Annotated in this window: 2 protein-coding genes; both read right to left on the reverse strand. The window is 74.5% G+C overall.

Going from position 1 to position 19,955, the window contains the following annotated elements; all coding sequences use genetic code 11:
* Positions 1-15,924 (reverse strand): SDR family NAD(P)-dependent oxidoreductase (locus tag LCH29_RS42140; RefSeq protein WP_446466970.1); only part of this gene is annotated, 15,924 nt, incomplete at its 3' end.
* Positions 15,925-15,980: 56 nt separating this feature from the next.
* Positions 15,981-19,955 (reverse strand): SDR family NAD(P)-dependent oxidoreductase (locus tag LCH29_RS42145; protein ID WP_446466969.1); only part of this gene is annotated, 3,975 nt, incomplete at its 5' end.

A 19,955-nucleotide genomic window follows, 5' to 3' on the forward strand; every position in this document is an offset into this window, starting at 1 on the left:
GAACAGGGCGCCCAGGGTGCCGGACGCGCCGGTCAGCAGGACCGTGCCCTCCGGGTCCCACGCGTTGGCTTCCGCCGTTGTTGCGGTGCGGGCCAGGCGGGGGGCCAGGATCTCGCCGTTGCGTACGGCCACCTGGGGTTCGCCGGTTGCGACGGCCGTCGCCAGCGTCTTCAGCGAGGTGTCCTCGGCGTCGGTGTCGACCAGGACCAGGCGGTCCGGGTTCTCCGACTGGGCGGAGCGGACCAGGCCGCGGACGGCGGCGTGCGCCAGGTCGGCGGCGGAGGTGAGGACGACCAGGCGGGAGTCCGCGAAGCGGTCGTCGGCCAGCCAGGACTGGAGCAGTCCGAGGGCTTGGGTGGTGGCATCGTGTGCGGCTTGCGGGAGGTTTTCCCCTAGCCCGCCCCTTCCCGAAACCATGGGCTCCGCCCCTGGACCCCGGTCCTCAAGCGCCGGGCGGGCTGTTGATGCCGCACCCGGGCCTTCGAGTGCCGCGCCGTCCGAGTGCAGCTCCGTACGCCCTTCGGGCGTGTCCTCAAGCGCCGGGCGGGCTTGATTTGCCGCACCCGGGCCTTCGGGGGCCGCGTTGTCCGATGTCAGGGAAACCACGACATGTTCCGGCAGTGGCGTTCCGGAGGTGACGGCCTCGCTCAGCGCCGCCAGGTCCGGGTACGTGGTCAGGCCCAGTGTGTTCGTGCCCAGGGCCGCCCAGCGGTCGGTGGGGGCCGGGGACGGGGCCGGGAGCGGGGTCCAGGTCAGGCTGAACAGGGCGTCGGACGTGGTGCTCGGGCGGGCGGCGTTCAGTTGGTCCGGGGACACCGTGCGCAGGGCCAGGCCCTCGACGGAGGCCACCGGGGCGCCTGTTACGTCCGCGAGCTGGAGCGACACCGTGCCCGTTGTCGTGCCTGCCAGGCGCACCCGCAGGGCGGAGGCGCCTACGGCGTGCAGGGAGACGCCGGTCCATGCGAACGGCAGGCGGCCCTCGCCGCCGCCCTCTTCGGCGGCGGCCAGACCGAGGGCGTGCAGCGCCGCGTCCAGCAGCGCCGGGTGCAGGCCGAAGGTCTTGGCGTCGGCCTCGGCGCCCTCGGGGAGCCGGATCTCGGCGTACACCTCGTCGTCGCGCCGCCAGGCCGCCTCGAGGCCCTGGAAGACCGGGCCGTACGCGAAGCCCGAATCGGCCAGGCCCTCGTACAGGCCGTCGACGGCGATCTGCTCGGCGTCGGCGGGGGGCCATGCGGCGAGGTCGAACGTACCCTCCGCGGCGTCGGCCGCCAGGGCGCCCGTCGCGTGGCGCAGCCACGGCTCGTCGGCCGGGGCGTCCTCGGCGCGGGAGTGCATCGTCAGGGCGCGGCGGCCGGTGTCGTCGGGGGCCGCGAGCGACAAGCGGAGCTGGACGGCGCCCCGCTCGGGCACGATCAGCGGTGCTTCCAGGGTGAGTTCGTCCAGCCGGTCGCACCCCGCGTGTTCCCCGGCGCGCAGCGCCAGCTCCACGAAGGCGGTGCCGGGCAGCAGCACCGTGCCCATCACGGCGTGGTCGGCCAGCCACGGCTGGGCCTGGAGGGACAGCCGTCCGGTGAAGACGAAACCGTCCGCGTCGGGCAGCTCCACGGCGGCGCCGAGCAGCGGGTGGCCCGCCGCGTGCAGGCCGATCGCGGTGGCGTCGCCGCCGGAGGGCCCGGCGTCCAGCCAGAACCGGCGGCGCTGGAAAGCGTACGTCGGCAGCTCCACCCGGTGCGCGCCGTACGGGGCGTACAGCGCCTCGAAGTCCACGGCGGCACCCCGGACATGGGCCCGGCCGAGCGCGGTGAGCAGCGTCTCGGGCTCCGGGCGGCCGCCGCGCAGAGCTGCGGCGAAGGCGTGGCGCTCGTCCGTGACGCAGTCCTGCGCCATGGCGGTGAGCACCCCTTCCGGGCCCAGCTCCACGTAGGTGGTGACGCCCTGCGATTCGAGGGTGCGTACGCCGTCGAGGAAGCGGACCGCCTCGCGGACGTGGCGTACCCAGAAGTCCGGAGTGGTGATGTCCTCCGCGGAGACGACGTCACCCGTCAGGTTGGAGACGATCGGGATGCGCGGGGCCTCGTACGTCAGCTCCTCCGCGACTTGGCGGAACGCGTCCAGCATCCCGTCCATGTGCGGCGAGTGGAACGCGTGGCTCACGGTGAGCCGCTTGGTCTTGCGGCCCTGCGCCTCGAAGCCCGCCGCGATCTCGACGGCGGCGTCCTCGTCACCGGCGACCACGACCGCGGTCGGGCCGTTGACGGCCGCGAGGCTCACCCGCTTGTTCAGGTGCGGCGTCACCTCGTCCTCGGACGCCTGGACGGCGATCATCGCGCCACCGGCGGGCAGTCGCTGCATCAGCGTGCCGCGCGCGGCCACCAAACGGCTCGCGTCCGCGAGGGAGAGCACACCGGCCACGTGCGCGGCGGCCAGTTCGCCGATGGAGTGGCCGGAGAGGACGTCGGGCTTCACGCCCCACGCCTCGACCAGGCGGAACAGCGCCACCTCGACCGCGAACAGCGCGGGCTGGGTGTAGCCCGTCTGGTCCAGCACCGCGGCGTCATCGCCGAACAGGACCGTCTTCAGCGGCTGTTCGAGGTGCGGGTCGAGCGCATCGCACACCTCGTCCAGCGCCTCCGCGAACACCGGGTACGCGTCGTACAGCTCACGTCCCATGCCCAGCCGCTGGCTGCCCTGGCCCGTGAACAGGAACGCCACCTTGCCGCCGTCGGCCACCGCGTCCGTCACCAGCCCGGGCGCGGTGCCGCCCTCGGCGAGGGCGTCCAGACCGGCCAGGAGCGCGTCCCGGTCCCGGGCGACGAGCGCCGCGCGGTGGTCGAAGGTGGCGCGGCCGGTGGCCAGGGAGTAGCCGAGGTCGGCGAGGGCGAGGTCGGGGTGGTCCGCCACATGGCTACGGAGCCGGGCGCCCTGGGCGCGCAGCGCCTCCGGGGACTTGGCGGAGAGCACCCACGGCAGCGCCGTTGTGCCGTCCTCGAACCGGGGCTCGCCCGACGGACGCGGGTCCGGCTCCGGGGCCTGCTCGATGATGGCGTGGGCGTTGGTGCCGCTCATGCCGAAGGAGGAGATGCCCGCGCGGCGCGGGCGACCGGTCTCCGGCCACTCCCGCGATTCGGCGAGCAGCGACACCGCGCCCGCCTCCCAGTCCACGTGCGGCGACGGCTCGTCGATGTGCAGCGACTGCGGAAGCACACCGTGCCGCATCGCCAGCACCATCTTGATGATGCCCGCGACACCCGCGGCCGCCTGCGTGTGGCCGAAGTTGGACTTGATGGAGCCCAGCCACAGCGGCTGCCCCTCCGGCCGCTCACGGCCGTAGGTGGCCAGCAGGGCCTGCGCCTCGATCGGGTCGCCCAGGGTGGTCCCCGTACCGTGCGCCTCCACGGCGTCCACCTCGGCGGCGGACAGACCGGCGTTGGCGAGGGCCTGGCGAATGACGCGCTGCTGGGACGGGCCGTTCGGCGCCGTCAGACCGTTGGACGCACCATCCTGGTTGACCGCGGTGCCGCGCACCACGGCCAGCACCTGGTGGCCATTGCGACGCGCGTCCGACAGCCGCTCCACGAGCACCATGCCGACGCCCTCGCCCCAGGCCGTGCCGTCGGCCGCCGCCGCGAACGGCTTGCAGCGGCCGTCGGTGGCCAGGCCGCGCTGACGGCTGAACTCGGTGAACACCGCGGGCGTGGTGATGATGGTGACACCGCCCGCCAGGGCCAGCGTGCATTCGCCGTTGCGCAGCGCCTGCGCCGCGAGGTGCAGCGCCACCAGCGACGACGAGCACGCCGTGTCGACCGTGACAGCCGGGCCCTCGAAGCCGAAGGTGTACGACACCCGGCCGGAGGCGATGCTGCTGGAGCCGCCGGTGCCGAGGTAGCCCTCGACGCCCTCGGGGACGGTGCTCAGCCGCGACACGTAGTCGTTGTGCATCTGGCCGACGAAGACGCCGACCTCCTTGCCGCGCAGCGTCTGCGGATCAATGCCCGCCCGCTCGAACGACTCCCACGACGTCTCCAGCAGCAGCCGCTGCTGCGGGTCCATCGCCATGGCCTCGCGCGGGTTGATGCCGAAGAACTCCGGGTCGAAGTCGGCGGCGTCGTACGTGAACCCGCCCTCGCGGGCGTACGAGGTGCCGGGCCGGTCCGGGTCCGGGTCGTAGAACGCCTCGATGTCCCAGCCCCGGTCGTCCGGCAGCCGGGAGATGCCGTCGCGGCCCTCGGCCAGCAGCTCCCACAGGTCCTCGGGGGTGCGGACGTCGCCGGGGAAGCGGCAGCTCATGGCGACGATGGCGATGGGGTCGTCCTCGTCGGCGTCCATTGCCGAGGCCCGCGCCCGCGCCGGGACGGCCGCTGCCGCCTCGGAGCCGAGGAGTTCGTCGCGCAGGTACGCGGCGAGCGCGGTCGGCGTCGGGTAGTCGAAGACGAGCGTGGCGGGCAGCCGCAGCCCGGCGGCGGCGCCGAGGCGGTTGCGGAACTCGACCCCGGTCAGCGAGTCGAAGCCGAGGTCCCGGAAGGCCCGGGACGCCTCGACCGCGTCCGGCGAGTCATGGCCGAGCACCACGGCCACCTGGCCGCGCACCAGGTCGAGCAGCAGCTGATCGCGCTCGGCCGCGTCCAGCCGGACCAGCCGTTCCACCAGCGACGAGCCGTCGCCCGCGGCGCCCGACTCGGCGGTGCGGCGGGTCGTACCGCCGCGCACCAGGCCGCGCAGCAGTGGCGGCACCATCGAGACGGGCGCGCCCGTGAGCGGCGCCAGGTCGAGCTGCATGGGCACCAGGAACGCGTCGCCGACCTCCTGGGCCGCGTCGAACAGCGCCAGGCCCTCGTCCGAGGACAGGCCCAGCACGCCCGAGCGGCTCATGCGGGACTTGTCGGTGGCCTCCAGCTCGCCGGTCATGCCGCTGGCCTCGGCCCACAGGCCCCACGCGAGCGAGGTGGCGGGCAGGCCCCGGGCCTGGCGGTGGCGGGCGAGGGCGTCCAGGAAGGAGTTCGCCGCCGCGTAGTTGGCCTGGCCGGGGCCGCCGAACGTACCGGCCGCCGAGGAGAACAGCACGAACGCGGACAGGTCCAGGTCCCGGGTCAGCTCGTGCAGGTTCACCGCCGCGTCCACCTTGGGGCGCAGCACCTTATCCAGCCGCTCGGGAGTCAGCGAGCCGATCACGCCGTCGTTCAGCACACCGGCCGTGTGCACCACGGCGGTCAGCGGGTGGGCGGCGGGGATGGCGGCCAGGACGGCGGCGAGCTGGTCCCGGTCGGCCGCGTCGCAGGCGGCGATGGTGACCTCGGCGCCCAACGCACGTAGCTCGGCGGCGAGTTCGGCCGCGCCTGCGGCCTGCTCCCCGCGCCGGCTGGTCAGCAGCAGGTGCCGGGCGCCGCGCTCGGTCACCGCGTGCCGGGCGACCAGGCCGCCCAGGGTGCCGGTGCCGCCGGTGATCAGCACCGTGCCGTCCGGGTTCCACGCGGCGGGCACGGTGAGGACGACCTTGCCGATGTGGCGGGCCTGGCTGAGGTAGCGGAACGCGTCCGGGGCCTGCCGCAGATCCCATGCGGTGATCGGCAGCGCATGCAGCGCGCCCTGCTCGAACAGCTCCAGCAGTTCGCCCAGCATCGCCTGGATGCGGTCGAGACCCGCCTCGGTCAGGTCGAACGCCTGGTAGGAGACGCCCGGGTAGGCGTCCGCGACCTCCTCGGGGCGCCGGACATCCGTCTTGCCCATCTCGACGAACCGGCCGCCGCGCGGCAGCAGCCGCAGCGACGCGTCCACGAACTCCCGGGCCAGCGAGTCCAGGACGACATCCACGCCGCGTCCGCCGGTGACCTCGCGGAACGTGTCCTCGAAGGCCAGGTCGCGGGATGAGGCGATGTGGTCGTCGGCGAGCCCGAGGCCGCGCAGCGTGTCCCACTTGCCCGGGCTGGCGGTGGCGTAGACGTCCACGCCCCAGTGGCGGGCCAGTTGCACGGCCGCCATGCCGACACCACCGGCGGCGGCGTGGACGAGCAGCGCTTCCCCGCCGCGCAGGTCCGCCAGGTCGCGCAGCGCGTAGTACGCCGTCATGAAGACGATCGGCACGGACGCGGCCTGCGCGTACGACCAGCCCTGGGGCATCGGCACGACCATGCGGCGGTCCACGACCACCAGCGGCCCGAACCCGCCGGGCAGCATGCCCATCACCGGGTCGCCGGGCACCAGATCGGTGACACCGGGGCCGGTTTCGAGGACGACACCGGCGCCCTCACTGCCCATCAGGCCCGCGTCGCCGGGGTACATGCCCAACGCGTTCAGCACATCGCGGAAGTTCACACCGGCGGCCCGGACCGCGACCCGCACCTGTCCGGCCTCCAGCGGCGCGGCGGCCTCCGGGGTCGGCAGCAGCGTCAGGTTCTCCAGCGTGCCCTTGTCCTGGATGTCCAGCCGCCACGCCTGCTCACCGGCGGGCGGCACCATGGGCCCGTCGGCGGCGATGCGCGCCAGCCGGGGCGCGTGGACGGCGCCGCGGCGCAGCACGAACTGCGGCTCGCCGGAGGCCAGCGCGGCGCCCAGCGCCTCGTACGACGCGTCGGTGCCGTCGAGGTCCACCAGCACCAGCCGGTCGGGGTTCTCCGACTGCGCGGAGCGCACCAGGCCCCACACCGGGGTGTGCGCCAGGTCGTGGGTGCCCGCGTCACCGGCGGTGGCCACCGCGCCGCGGGTCACCAGGACCAGCTGCGAGGCCGCGAACCGCTCGTCGGCCAGCCACTCCCGTACGAGGGCCAGCGTCTCCTGGGTGGCGGTGCGCACCGCGCCCGTCACGTCGCCGTCGGCGCCACGCGGGTCGAGGTACGCGAGAATGTACTCGGGCGCCTCCCCGGCCTCGCCCAGCGCGGCCAGATCGGCGTGGACCGCCGCACCGGACGTCAGCGCGGCGGGCGCGCCGCCACCGAGGACCGCCCACCGCGCGGTGGCCGCCCCTTCCAAGGCCACGGGCACGGTGGCCCAGTCCAGCCGGTACAGCGACTCGTGGTACGCGGCGGGGCGGGCGCCCGCGAGCTGCCCGGCCGCGACCGGGCGCAGCGCCAGCTGCTCCACCGAGGCCACCGGGGCACCGGTCCCGTCGGCCAGTTCCAGCGCCACCGCGTCCGCCCCGGCCGGGGTCAGCCGCACCCGGAGCGCACCGGCGCCCACCGCGTGCAGCGACACCCCGCCCCAGGAGAACGGCAGCCTGCCCTGCTCGTCGCCGTCGGGACGGGCGAACGTGCTGTGCAGCGCGGCGTCCAGCAGCGCCGGGTGCAGCCCGAACGCCTTGGCGTCGGCCTCGGCGCCCTCGGGCAGCCGGACCTCGGCGAACACCTCGTCGCCGCGCAGCCAGGCCGCCTCAAGGCCCTGGAACACCGGGCCGTACGCGAACCCGCCCTGCGCCAAGTGGCCGTAGAGCCCGTCGACGTCGGCGGGCTCGGCGCCCGGCGGCGGCCACGCCGCCAGATCGAACGACGGCTGCGGGGCACCCGCCACCAGCACACCGCTGGCGTGCCGGATCCACGGCACCTCGGCGGGCGCGCCCTGGGCCCGCGAGTACAGCTCCAGCGTGCGGTGCCCGGCGGCCTGCGGGGCGCCGACCATGATCTGGAGCTGCACCGCGCCGCGCTCGGGCAGGACCAGCGGCGCCTCGATGGTCAGCTCGTCCAGCCGGTCGCAGCCCACCTGGTCACCGGCGCGGATCGCCAGCTCCACGAACGCGGTGCCGGGCAGCAGGACCGTGCCCATCACGGCGTGGTCGGCCAGCCACGGGTGGCTTTCGAGGGAGAGCCTGCCCGTGAGCAGGAAGCCGTCGGAGTCGGCCAGCGGCACCGCCGCACCCAGCAGCGGATGGTCCGCCCGGCCCAGACCCGCCGACTCCACGTCGCCCACGAAGCCCGCCGGGGACGTCAGCCAGAAGCGGCGGTGCTGGAAGGCGTACGTGGGCAGGTCGACGCGGGACGCACCGGTCCCCGCGAAGTACGCCGCCCAGTCCGGCGCCACGCCACGGACGTGCAGCCGGGCGAGGGCGGCGGTGGCGGTGTCGGCCTCGGAGCGGTTCTTGCGGAGGACGGGCGCGAAGGCGGCATCGCTGTCGGTCAGGCAGTCCTGCCCCATGGCGGACAGCACACCGTCGGGGCCCAGTTCGAGGTACGTCGTGACGCCCTGGGCCTCCAGGGTGCGGACGCCGTCGAGGAAGCGGACGGCCTCGCGGACGTGGCGCACCCAGAAGTCGGCGGTGGTGATTTCCTCGGCGGAGACCAGCTCACCGGTGAGGTTGGAGACGATCGGGATGCCCGGAGCCTCGTACGACAGCCCCTGCGCGACCTCGCGGAACGCCTCCAGCATCCCGTCCATGCGCGGCGAGTGGAACGCGTGGCTCACGGTGAGCCGCTTGGTCTTACGACCCTGCGCCTCGAAGGCCGCGGCGATCTCCAGCGCCGCGTCCTCGTCACCCGCGATGACCACGGACGTCGGGCCGTTGAGGGCGGCGATGCTGACGCGCTCGGTGAGCAGCGGCGCCACCTCGTCCTCGGAGGCCTGGACGGCGATCATCGCGCCACCGGCGGGCAGTTCCTGCATGAGACGGCCACGCGCGGCGACCAGCTTGGCGGCGTCCGCGAGCGAGAGCACACCCGCCACATGGGCGGCGGCCAGTTCGCCGATGGAGTGGCCGGAGAGGAAGTCCGCACGCAGACCCCAGGCCTCGACCAGCCGGAACAGCGCCACCTCGACGGCGAACAGCGCGGGCTGGGTGTACCCGGTCTGGTCCAGCACCGCGGCGTCGTCGCCGAACAGGACCGTCTTCAGTGGCTGTTCGAGGTGAGCGTCCAGCGCGTCGCACACCTCATCCAGCGCCTCCGCGAACACCGGGTACGCCTCGTACAGCTCACGACCCATCCCGAGCCGCTGGCTGCCCTGGCCCGTGAACAGGAACGCCACCTTGCCGTCCGCCACCGAGCCCTCGACCAGGCCCGCGGCGGAACCGCCGCGCACCAGCGCCTCCAGGCCCGCGACCAGCGCGGCGCGGTCCTCGCCGACCACCACCGCGCGGTGGTCCAGCGCGGCGCGCGTCGTGGCGAGCGAGTAGCCGAGGTCGGTCAGCGGCAGCTCGGGCCGCTCCTCCAGGTGGGCGAGCAGCCGCCCGGCCTGGTCGCGCAGCGCGTCGGCGGACTTGCCGGACAGCGCCCAGGGCAGCACCCCGGCCGCGCGGGGCGCGGCATCCGTCGCGGGCTGGGGCTCCGGCTCGGGGGCCTGCTCGATGATGGCGTGGGCGTTGGTGCCGCTGACGCCGAAGGAGGAGATGCCCGCGCGGCGCGGACGGTCCGTCTCCGGCCACTCCCGCGATTCGGCGAGCAGCGACACCGCGCCCGCCTCCCAGTCCACGTGCGGCGACGGCTCGTCGATGTGCAGCGACCGCGGAAGCACACCGTGCCGCATCGCCAGCACCATCTTGATGATGCCCGCGACACCCGCGGCCGCCTGCGTGTGGCCGATGTTCGACTTGATGGAGCCGAGGTACAGCGGCTGGTCGGCGGTCTTCTCCTTGCCGTACGTGGCCAGCAGCGCCTGCGCCTCGATCGGGTCGCCCAGCGTGGTCCCCGTACCGTGTGCCTCCACGGCGTCCACCTCGGCGGCGGACAGGCCCGCACCGGCCAGGGCCGCGCGGATGACGCGCTGCTGCGACGGGCCGTTCGGCGCCGTCAGGCCGTTGGACGCACCGTCCTGGTTGACCGCGGTGCCGCGCACCACGGCCAGCACCTGGTGGCCGTTCTTCCGGGCATCCGACAGCCGCTCCACCAGCAGCATGCCGACGCCCTCGGCCCAGCCCGTGCCGTCCGCGCCGGAGGCGAAGGATTTGCAGCGGCCGCTGGCGGACAGGCCGCCCTGGCGGCTGAAGTCGATGAAGGTGTCCGGGGTGGACATGACGGTGACACCGCCCGCGAGCGCCATGGTGCACTCGCCGCTGCGCAGCGCCTGCGCGGCCAGGTGCAGCGCCACCAGCGACGATGAGCACGCGGTGTCGATGGTGACCGCCGGGCCCTCCAGACCGAAGGTGTACGCGACGCGGCCCGAGGCGACACTGCCCGCCGTACCGGTGCCGAGGTAGCCCTCGAGGCCCTCGGGGAGCGCGGTCAGCCGGGAGAGGTAGTCGTGGTACATGACGCCGGTGAAGACACCGGTCTTGCTGCCGCGCACGGCCGCCGGGTCGATGCCCGCGCGCTCGAACGCCTCCCAGGAGGACTCCAGCAGCAGCCGCTGGTGCGGGTCCATGGCGAGGGCTTCGCGCGGGTTGATGCCGAAGAAGTCCGGGTCGAAATCGCCCGCGTCGTAGAGGAATCCGCCCTCGATGGTGGCGCTGGTGCCCGCCTGCCCCTGGTCGTCGCCCAGGATGCCGTCCAGCTGCCAGCCGCGGTCGGTGGGGAAGCCGGAGATGGCGTCGGTGGCGCCCATGACGAGCCGCCACAGCTCCTCGGGGCTGCTGACGCCGCCCGGGTAGCGGCAGCTCATGCCGACGATGGCGATCGGCTCGTCGTCGGCGACGGCGGTGGCCGCCACCGGGGCCGCGGCGCCCTCGTCGGCCTGGTCGCCGAGGATTTCGGTGCGCAGGAACCCGGCGAGCGCGGTGGGCGTGGGGTAGTCGAAGACGAGGGTGGCGGGGAGCCGTACGCCCGTGACGGCGCCGATGCGGTTGCGCAGCTCGACGGCGGTGAGCGAGTCGAAGCCCAGCTCCTTGAAGGCGCGGCCCGAGCCGACCGCCTCCGGGCCCGCGTAGCCGAGGACGGCGGCGACCTGGCCGCAGACGACCTCCAGCAGCAGCCGGTCGCGTTCGGGGACGGACAGCCCGAGGAGCCGTTCGGCGAGCCCGCCGGGCGCTGCGGCGCCCGACTCGGCGGCGCGGCGGGCCGTACCGCCGCGCACCAGGCCGCGCAGCAGCGCGGGGACCAGGCGTGCGTCGGCGTGGCGCAGCGGCGCCAGGTCCAGGTGCATGGGGACGAACGCGGGGTCGCCGACGGCGAGCGCGGTGTCCAGCAGGGCGAGGCCCTCGTCGGAGGAGAGGGCGGCGACTCCGGCGCGGGTGATGCGCTGGATGTCGGTGTCGTCCAGGTCGCCGGTCATGCCGCTGCGTTCGGCCCACAGGCCCCAGGCGAGGGCGGTCGCGGGGAGCCCCTGGGCGCGGCGGCGCTGGGCGAGGGCGTCCAGGAAGGCGTTGGCGGCCGCGTAGTTGGCCTGGCCGGGGCCGCCGAGCGTTCCGGCGGCGGCGGAGAACAGGACGAACGCGGACAGGTCCAGGTCGCGGGTCAGCTCGTGCAGGTTCAGCGCCGCGTCCACCTTGGGCGGCAGGACGCGGTCCACGCGCTCGGCGGTGAGCGACCCGATGACACCGTCGTCCAGCACACCGGCCGTGTGCACCACGGCGGTCAGCGGGTGGGCGGCCGGGACGGCGGCCAGCACCTCGGCCAGCGCGGCGCGGTCGGCCACGTCGCAGGCGGCGAGGGTGACCTCGGCGCCGGACGCGCGGAGTTCGGCGACGAGCTCGGCGGCGCCGTGCGCGTCGGCGCCGCGCCTGCTGAGCAGCAGCAGGTGGCGTACGCCGTGCTCGGTGACCAGGTGGCGGGCGACCAGGCCGCCCAGGGTGCCGGTGGCGCCGGTGACCAGGGCGGTGCCCTCGGGGTCGAGGGCGGGCACGGTGTGCGCGGCGTCGGAGGCGACCTTCGCGAGGCGCGGTACGACGACCGACCCGGCGCGGACCGCGAGCTGCGCTTCGCCGGTGGCGAGGGCGGGGGCGAGGGCGCGGTACGAGGCGTCGTCGCCGTCGATGTCGACGAGGGTGAAACGGTCCGGGTTCTCGGACTGCGCGGAGCGCAGCAGGCCCCACAGCGGGGCGTGCGCCAGGTCCTCGGTGTCGGCGTCCGCGGTGGTGGCGACGGCGCCGCGGGTGGCGATGACCAGCCGGCAGCCCTCGAAGCGGTCGTCGGCGAGCCAGCGTTGGGCCAGGTCCAGCGCGCGGTGCAGGGCGTCGCGCACACCGTCCTGGACAGGAAGGTCCGTCTCGGCCGGGAAGAACGGCGCGACGACGGCCTGCGGCACCGGGGCGCCGCCGGTCACGGCCTCGCCGAGCGCGGCCAGGTCGGCGTATCCGGCGGCGGTGGGCAGCGCGGCGGCCAGGGCCGGGGTGTCGTCGCCCAGCAGCGCCCACTGCCCGGCCACGACGGTGGTGGCGGAGGGCACCGGGGCGGGGGTCCACTCGACGCGGAACAGCGCGTCGTAGAAGGCGCCGCGCGCGGAAGTCACCTGCTCGGGCGAGACCGGGCGCAGCAGCAGCGCGTCGACCGAGGCGACGGGCGCGCCGCTCTCGTCGGTCACCAGGACGGCCACGGTGTCCTGGCCCGCGGGCGAGAGCCGGACGCGCAGCGCGGAGGCGCCGACGGCGTGCAGCCGGACGCCGCTCCAGGAGAACGGGAGGCGGCCGTGTTCGGTGTCCTCCAGCAGGGAGCCGATGCCGACGGCGTGCAGGGCGGCGTCCAGCAGCGCCGGGTGCAGCCCGAACAGGTCGGCCTCGGCGCGGGCGCTGTCGGGCAGGCGTACCTCGGCGTACACGTGGTCGCCGTGCTGCCAGGCGGCCTTGAGGCCCTGGAACACCGGGCCGTACGCGAAGCCGCTCTCGGTGAGCCACTCGTACAGGCCGTCGACGGGCACCTCGGTGGCATCGGCCGGCGGCCAGGTGGTGAGGGTGTCCTCGGGGGTGGTGGCGCCGGTGGCGAGCACACCGGTGGCGTGGCGGGTCCACTCGCCCTCGCCCCAGGTGCCGTCGGCGGCCTCTTCGAGCCGCGAGTGCAGGGTCAGCGAGCGGCGGCCGGTGTCGTCCGGCGCGCCCACGGACACCTGCACCTGCACCCCGCCCTGCGGGGGCAGCACGAGGGGCGCTTCGAGGGTCAGCTCCTCCAGCACGTCGGCGCCGACGTGGTCACCGGCGCGGATGGCCAGCTCCACGAAGGCGGTGCCGGGCAGCAGCACGGTGTCCATGACGGCGTGGTCGGCGAGCCACGGGTGGGTCTGGAGGGACAGCCTGCCGGTGAACAGGAATCCGGCGGCGTCGGCGAGCGAGACGGCGGCGCCGAGCAGCGGGTGGTCGGCGGAGCCGAGCCCGGCGGCGGTGACATCGCCGGTCCAGGGACCGGCGGGCTCGGGCCAGTACAGCTCGCGCTGGAAGGCGTACGTGGGCAGCTCGACACGGCGGGCGCCGGAGCCCGCGAACACGGCGGCCCAGTCGACGGCCACGCCGTGCACATGGGCGCGGGCGAGCGCGTCGGTCAGCGCGGTGGCCTCGGGGCGGTCGCCGCGCAGGACGGGGACGAAGGCGGCGTCGTCGGCGGTGACGCAGTCCTGCGCCATGGCGGTGAGCACCCCGTCGGGGCCCAGCTCCACGAACGTGCCGACGCCGTACTCCTCGAGCCCGCGGATGCCGTCGGTGAAGCGGACGGCCTCGCGGACGTGGCGGACCCAGTAGTCGGGCGAGCAGATCTCGTCGGCGGAGACGGACGCGCCGGTGAGGTTGGAGATGACGGGGATGACCGGCGGCGCGTAGGTGACGCCCTGCGCGACCTCGCGGAACGCCTCCAGCATCCCGTCCATGTGCGGCGAGTGGAAGGCGTGGCTGACGGTGAGCCGCTTGGTCTTACGGCCCTTCTCCACGAAGACATCGGCAATGTGCTGAGCCGCGTCCTCGTCACCGGCGATGACGACCGAGGTGGGCCCGTTGAGAGCAGCGATGCTCACGCGCTCGGTGAGCAGCGGCGCCACCTCGTCCTCGGACGCCTGGACGGCGATCATGGCTCCGCCGCCCGGGAGTTCCTGCATCAGTCGGCCGCGCGCGGCGACCAGGCGGCAGGCGTCGGCGAGCGACAGCACGCCCGCCACATGGGCGGCGGCCAGTTCGCCGATGGAGTGGCCGACGAGGAAGTCGGGCTTCACGCCCCACGTTTCCAGCAGCCGGAACAGCGCCACTTCGAGGGCGAACAGGGCGGGCTGGGTGTAGCCGGTGCGATTGAGTACGTCACCGTCGTCACCGAACATCACATCGCGCAGCGGCCGTTCGAGGTGGCCGTCGAGTTCGGCGCACACCTCGTCCAGCGCCTTCGCGAAGGCCGGGACGGCCGCGTACAGCTCACGGCCCATGCCGGTGCGCTGGCTGCCCTGCCCGGTGAACAGGAACGCGACCTTGCCCTCGCCGACCTCGCCCTGGACGACCCCGCCCGCGGGGCCGTCCTCGGCGAGCGCGGCCAGCCCGCGCAGCAGATCGTCCCGGCCGCCGTCGCCTGCGATGACCACGGCCCGGTGGTCCAGCGCGGCGCGGGTGGTGGCCAGGGAGTGGGCGAGGTCGACCAGGCCGAGGCCCGGGTCGTCCCGCACATGGGCGGCGAGCCGCGCCGCCTGGGCGCGCAGCGCCTGCGCGCTCTGCCCGGACACCAGCAGCGGCAGCTGCCCGCCGAGCCCGGACCACTCCCCCGTGGTCTTCTCCGGCCGGCGGTCCTCGGCGGGCGCCTGCTCGATGACGGTGTGGGCGTTCGTACCGCTGACGCCGAACGAGGAGATGCCCGCGCGGCGCGGCTGTCCGGTCTCCGGCCACGGCGTGTTCTCGGTGAGCAGGGACACCGCGCCCGCCGACCAGTCGACGTCGCCGGAGGGCGCGTCGACGTGCAGCGTCTTGGGCAGCACCCCGTGCTCGATGGCCTTGACCATCTTGATGATTCCGGCGACACCGGCCGCGGCCTGGGTGTGCCCGAAGTTGGACTTGACGGAGCCGAGCCACAGCGGGCGGTCCTCGGCCCGGTGCTGCCCGTACGTGGCGAGCAGCGCCTGCGCCTCGATGGGGTCGCCCAGCGACGTACCGGTGCCGTGTGCCTCGACGGCGTCGACCTGGGCCGGGGTGAGGCGGCCGTCGGTGAGCGCCTGCCGGATGACGCGCTGCTGGGACGGGCCGTTGGGCGCGGTCAGACCGTTGCTCGCACCGTCCTGGTTGATGGCGGAGCCGCGGACGATGGCGAGCACCTGGTGGCCGTTCTTCCGGGCGTCCGACAGCCGCTCGACGAGCAGCATGCCCACGCCCTCGCCCCAGCCGGTGCCGTCCGCGCCGTCCGCGAACGCCTTGCAGCGGCCGTCGGGGGCGAGGCCGCGCTGACGGCTGAAGTTGATGAACGCGCGCGGGCTGTTCATGACCGTGACGCCACCGGTCAGCGCCAGCGAGCATTCGCCGTTGCGCAGCGCCTGCACGGCCAGGTGCAGCGCCACCAGCGACGCCGAGCACGCGGTGTCGACGGTGAGCGCCGGGCCCTCCAGGCCGAAGGTGTAGGAGATGCGGCCGGAGATGACGCTCGCCGCGTTGCCGGTCAGCAGATACTGCTCGACGCCCTGCGGCAGCCGGTGCATCAGCTCCGGGTAGTCCTGGCCGTTGGTGCCGATGAAGACACCGGCCTTGCTGCCGCGCAGGGTGCCCGGGTCGATCCCGGCCCGCTCGAACGCCTCCCAGGAGGTTTCCAGCAGCAGCCGCTGCTGCGGGTCCATGCCGAGGGTTTCGCGCGGGCTGATCCCGAAGAACCCGGCGTCGAACTCGCCGGCGCCCTCCAGGAATCCGCCCTTGTCGGTGTAGCTGGTGCCCTGCTGGTCGGGGTCGGCGTCGAAGAGCGACGACACGTCCCAGCCGCGGTCCGTGGGGAAGTCCGTGATGGCGTCGCCGCCACCGGCCACGAGCTGCCACAGCTCCTCCGGAGACGTGACGCCTCCGGGGAAGCGGCAGCTCATGCCGACGATCGCGATCGGCTCAGGCTCCTGCGACTCGACCTCGCGAAGACGCTGCCGCGTCTGGTGCAGATCGGCAGTTACCCGCTTGAGGTAGTCGAGGATCTTGTCCTGATCCGCCATTGGAGTCTCACCCATGCTTCTCGTCACAAACCTTGCGCCCGCGGACCCATCGATCCTTAGATTCCGAGTTCTTTCTCGATGAAGTCGAAGACCTCATCCTGCGTCGCCTGTTGCAGCTTCTCCGTCACGGTGTCGGCACCGCCGTCGGCCGTCTCGGTACCGGCCGTACGGGGCTCCGCCCACTTCGCCGCGAGGTCCCGCAGCCGGGCCGCGATGTCGTCCCGCGCCTCGCTCTGCGGGTCGAGGACGGACAGCGCGGACTCCAGTGCGTCCAGCTCCGCGAGTCCGGGCGCGGCCGCCGCGCCGCCGTCGCCGACGAGCTCGCCGCACAGGAACTCGGCCAGCGCCGACGGGGTCGGATAGTCGAACACCAGCGTGGCGGGCAGCTTCTGCCCGGTGGCGACGCCCAGCCGGTTGCGCAGCTCCAGCGCGATCAGCGAGTCGAAGCCCAGCTCCTTGAACGCCCGCCCCGCGCCGACCTCGTCGGTCGTCGGGTGGCCGAGCGCCGCGGCCGCGTTGGTGCGGACGACCTCCAGGACCACCAGGGACTGTTCGGCCCGGGAGATTCCGGCCAGCCGCTGCCGCAGCGCGTCCGCCGGGGACCCGTCCGCGGCCGCGGACGGGTCGCCGCCCGGGACGCCGGTCTCCCGCAGCCGCCGCACCTCCGGCAGATCGCCGATGAGCGGGCTGGGGCGGACCGCGGTGTAGCCCTGGGCGAAGCGTTCCCACTGGATGTCGGCGACGGCCAGCACCGTGTCGGCGTGGTCCAGCGCCTGCTGGAGCGCCATGATCGCCGCGTGCGGGTCCATGGCCGGGACACCGCCGCGGTCCAGCCGCTCGCCGATGGCCCCGCCCGCGGCGAGACCCGTCTCGCCCCAGCGGCCCCAGGCCACGGAGGTGGCGGGCAGGCCGTCGGCGCGGCGCTGCTCGGCGAGGGCGTCGAGGTAGGCGTTGGCCGCCGCGTAGTTGCCCTGTCCGGCGTCGCCGAGGGTGCCCGCGATGCCGGAGAACAGGACGAACGCGGACAGCTCCAGGTCCCGGGTCAGCTCGTGCAGATGGCGCGCCGCGTCGGCCTTCGGGCCGAGGACGGTCGCGAACCGCTGCGGGGTGAGTGCGTCGAGCACCCCGTCGTCGAGCACGCCCGCGGCGTGCAGGACGGCGGTGAGCGGCTGGTCGGCCGGGATCGCGGCGAGCAGCGCCTCGACGGCCTTGCGGTCGGCCACGTCGCACGCGGCGACGGTGACCTGAGTGCCCAGCGCGGTCAGTTCGTCGCGCAGCTCGGCCGCACCGGGCGCCTCCAGGCCGCGGCGGCTGGTGAGCACCAGGTGCTCGGCACCGTTACGCGCCAGCCAGCGCGCCACATGGGCGCCCAGCGCCCCCGTACCGCCGGTGACCAGCGTCGTACCGGACGGGCTCCAGGACCGCACGGCGGGCGCCCCGGCCAGCGGGGAGCGGGCGAGCCTGCGGGCGAACACGCCCGCCGCGCGCACGGCGAGCTGGTCTTCGCCGTCGGCCCCGGCGAGCACCCCGGCGAGCCGGGACAGCGCCCGGTCGTCAGGCGTTTCCGGCAGGTCGACCAGGCCGCCCCAGCGCTCCGGGTACTCCAGCGCGGCGGTCCGGCCGAGGCCCCACACGAGCGCCTGCTCCGGCGATTCCGGCCGGTCCGTGGCGCTCACGGACACCGCGCCGCGGGTGGCGCACCACAGCGGCGCCTCCACCCCGGCGTCGCCCAGCGCCTGGATCAGCGCGACGGTGCCGGTCAGCCCGGCGCCGACGCCGTCCGTGCCGGGCGCGGTGCGCTCGTCGAAGGCGAGCAGCGACAGCACACCGGAGACGGGTCCGGCGTCCGCCAGTTCCCCGCGCACCAGGCGGGTCAGCGACGCGCGGTCGGCCTCCACGGCGGCCGGGGTGATCTGCCGTACGTCCGCGCCGCGTTCGGCGAGCGTACGGACCACGCCGAGCGTCCAGTCGTCGGTGACGGCGGACTCGGGCACGGCCAGCAGCCAGGTCCCGGACAGCCGCGGGGCTTGTGCCTCGGTCCGGGAGGTCCACGTCACGCGGTAGCGCCAGCCGTCCACGGTGGACTGCTCGCGGGCCTGCTTGCGCCACGAGGCGAGGGCGGGCAGGACGGCGCCGAGCGAGGACCGCTCGGTGTCGTCGTCACACGCGAGCGTGTCGGCCAGCGCCTCCAGGTCCTCGCGCTCGACGGCCTCCCAGAAGCGGGCGTCGACGGCGTCGGACTGCGACGCCGGGGCGTCGGCGGCGGCTTCGGCGGCCTGCGGCCAGAGGTGCTGGTGCTGGAAGGCGTACGTGGGCAGCTCGACGCGGTTCGCGCCGGTGCCCTCGAACACCGCGTCCCAGTCGACGTCGACCCCGCGGGTCCATGCCTCGCCGAGGGACGCCCAGAAGCGGTCCAGACCGCCCTCGTCGCGGCGCAGCGAACCGATCGCCGCTGCCTCGCGGCCCGCGTCCTCCGCCGTCTCCTGCACGCCCATCGCCAGCACCGGGTGGGCGCTGGACTCGATGAACACGCTCATGCCCTCGTCGAGCAGGCGGCGGATGGCGCTCTCCAGCTCGACGGTGCGGCGCAGGTTGGTGAACCAGTACTCGGCGTCCAGCTCGGAACCGTCGACCCACTCCCCCGTCACGGTCGAGAGGAACGGCACCTGAGTGGTCCGCGGCTGTACGGGGGCGAGCAGTTCCAGCAGCTCATCGCGCAGCAACTCCACCTGCGCGGAGTGCGAGGCGTAATCCACCGGGACGCGGCGCGCCCGGACCTCGTCCGCCTCGCAGGACACCAGCAGCTCGTCCAGCGCGGTCGGCTCACCGGAGACCACCACGGCCGACGGGCCGTTGACGGCCGCCACCGAGATCCGCTCCTCGCCCCACGGCTCGATGCGCTCCCGTACCTCCGACACCGGCAGCGCCACGGACACCATGCCGCCCTTGCCCGCCAGCACCCGGCCGATCGCCTGACTCCGCAACGCCACCACACGGGCCGCGTCCTGCAAGGTCAGAATCCCCGCCACGCACGCGGCCGCGATCTCGCCCTGCGAGTGGCCCACCACAGCGGACGGCCGCACACCCAGCGAACGCCACAGCTCCGCCAGGGACACCATCACCGAGAACAGCACCGGCTGAACGACGTCCACCCGCTCCAGTGACGGCGCGTCCTCCGCGCCTCGCAGCACATCCACCAACGACCAGTCGGTGAATTCAGCGAGCGCGGCGGCACACTCATCAATACGGGCAGAGAACACCGGTGAAGCATCCAACAGCCCCACAGCCATGCCTACCCATTGTGACCCCTGTCCGGGGAACACGAATGCGGCCTTGCCCCCGATTGAGGCCCCCTGCACCAGGTTGGGCAGGACCTGCCCCCTAGCGAGGGCGTCCAAACCGCGAGCAAAGTCATCCCGATCCGAGCCCACGAGCACCGCGCGCCGGTCGAAGGCGGCGCGGGTGGTGGCCAGCGAGTGGCCGACGTCGGCCGGGCGCAGCGCGGGGGCGGCGTCGAGGTGGGCGTCGAGGTGGGCGTCGAGGTGGGCCAGCAGCTTGGCGGCCTGGGCGCGCAGCGCGGCCTCGCTCTTGCCGGACAGCACCCACGGCAGGACACCGTTCTGCCCGTTCTCCGGCTGCGGCTCCCGCTCGTCGGCGGGGGCCTGTTCCAGGATGGCGTGGGCGTTGGTGCCGCTGAAGCCGAACGACGACACGGCGGCGCGGCGCGGGTGGCCGGTCTCCGGCCACGGCCGGGCCTCGGTCAGCAGCTCGATGTCGCCCGCCGACCAGTCCACGTGCGGGGTCGGTTCGGCGATGTGCAGCGACTCGGGCACGACGCCGTGCCGCATGGCGAGCACCGTCTTCATCACGCCCGCGACACCGGCCGCCGCCTGGGCGTGGCCGATGTTGGACTTGATGGAGCCCAGCAGCAGCGGCTGCCCCTCGGGCCGGTCCTGGCCGTACGTGGCGAGCAGCGCCTGCGCCTCGATCGGGTCGCCCAGCGTCGTCCCCGTACCGTGCGCCTCGACCAC

This window comes from Streptomyces sp. BRA346, from assembly GCF_052851135.1.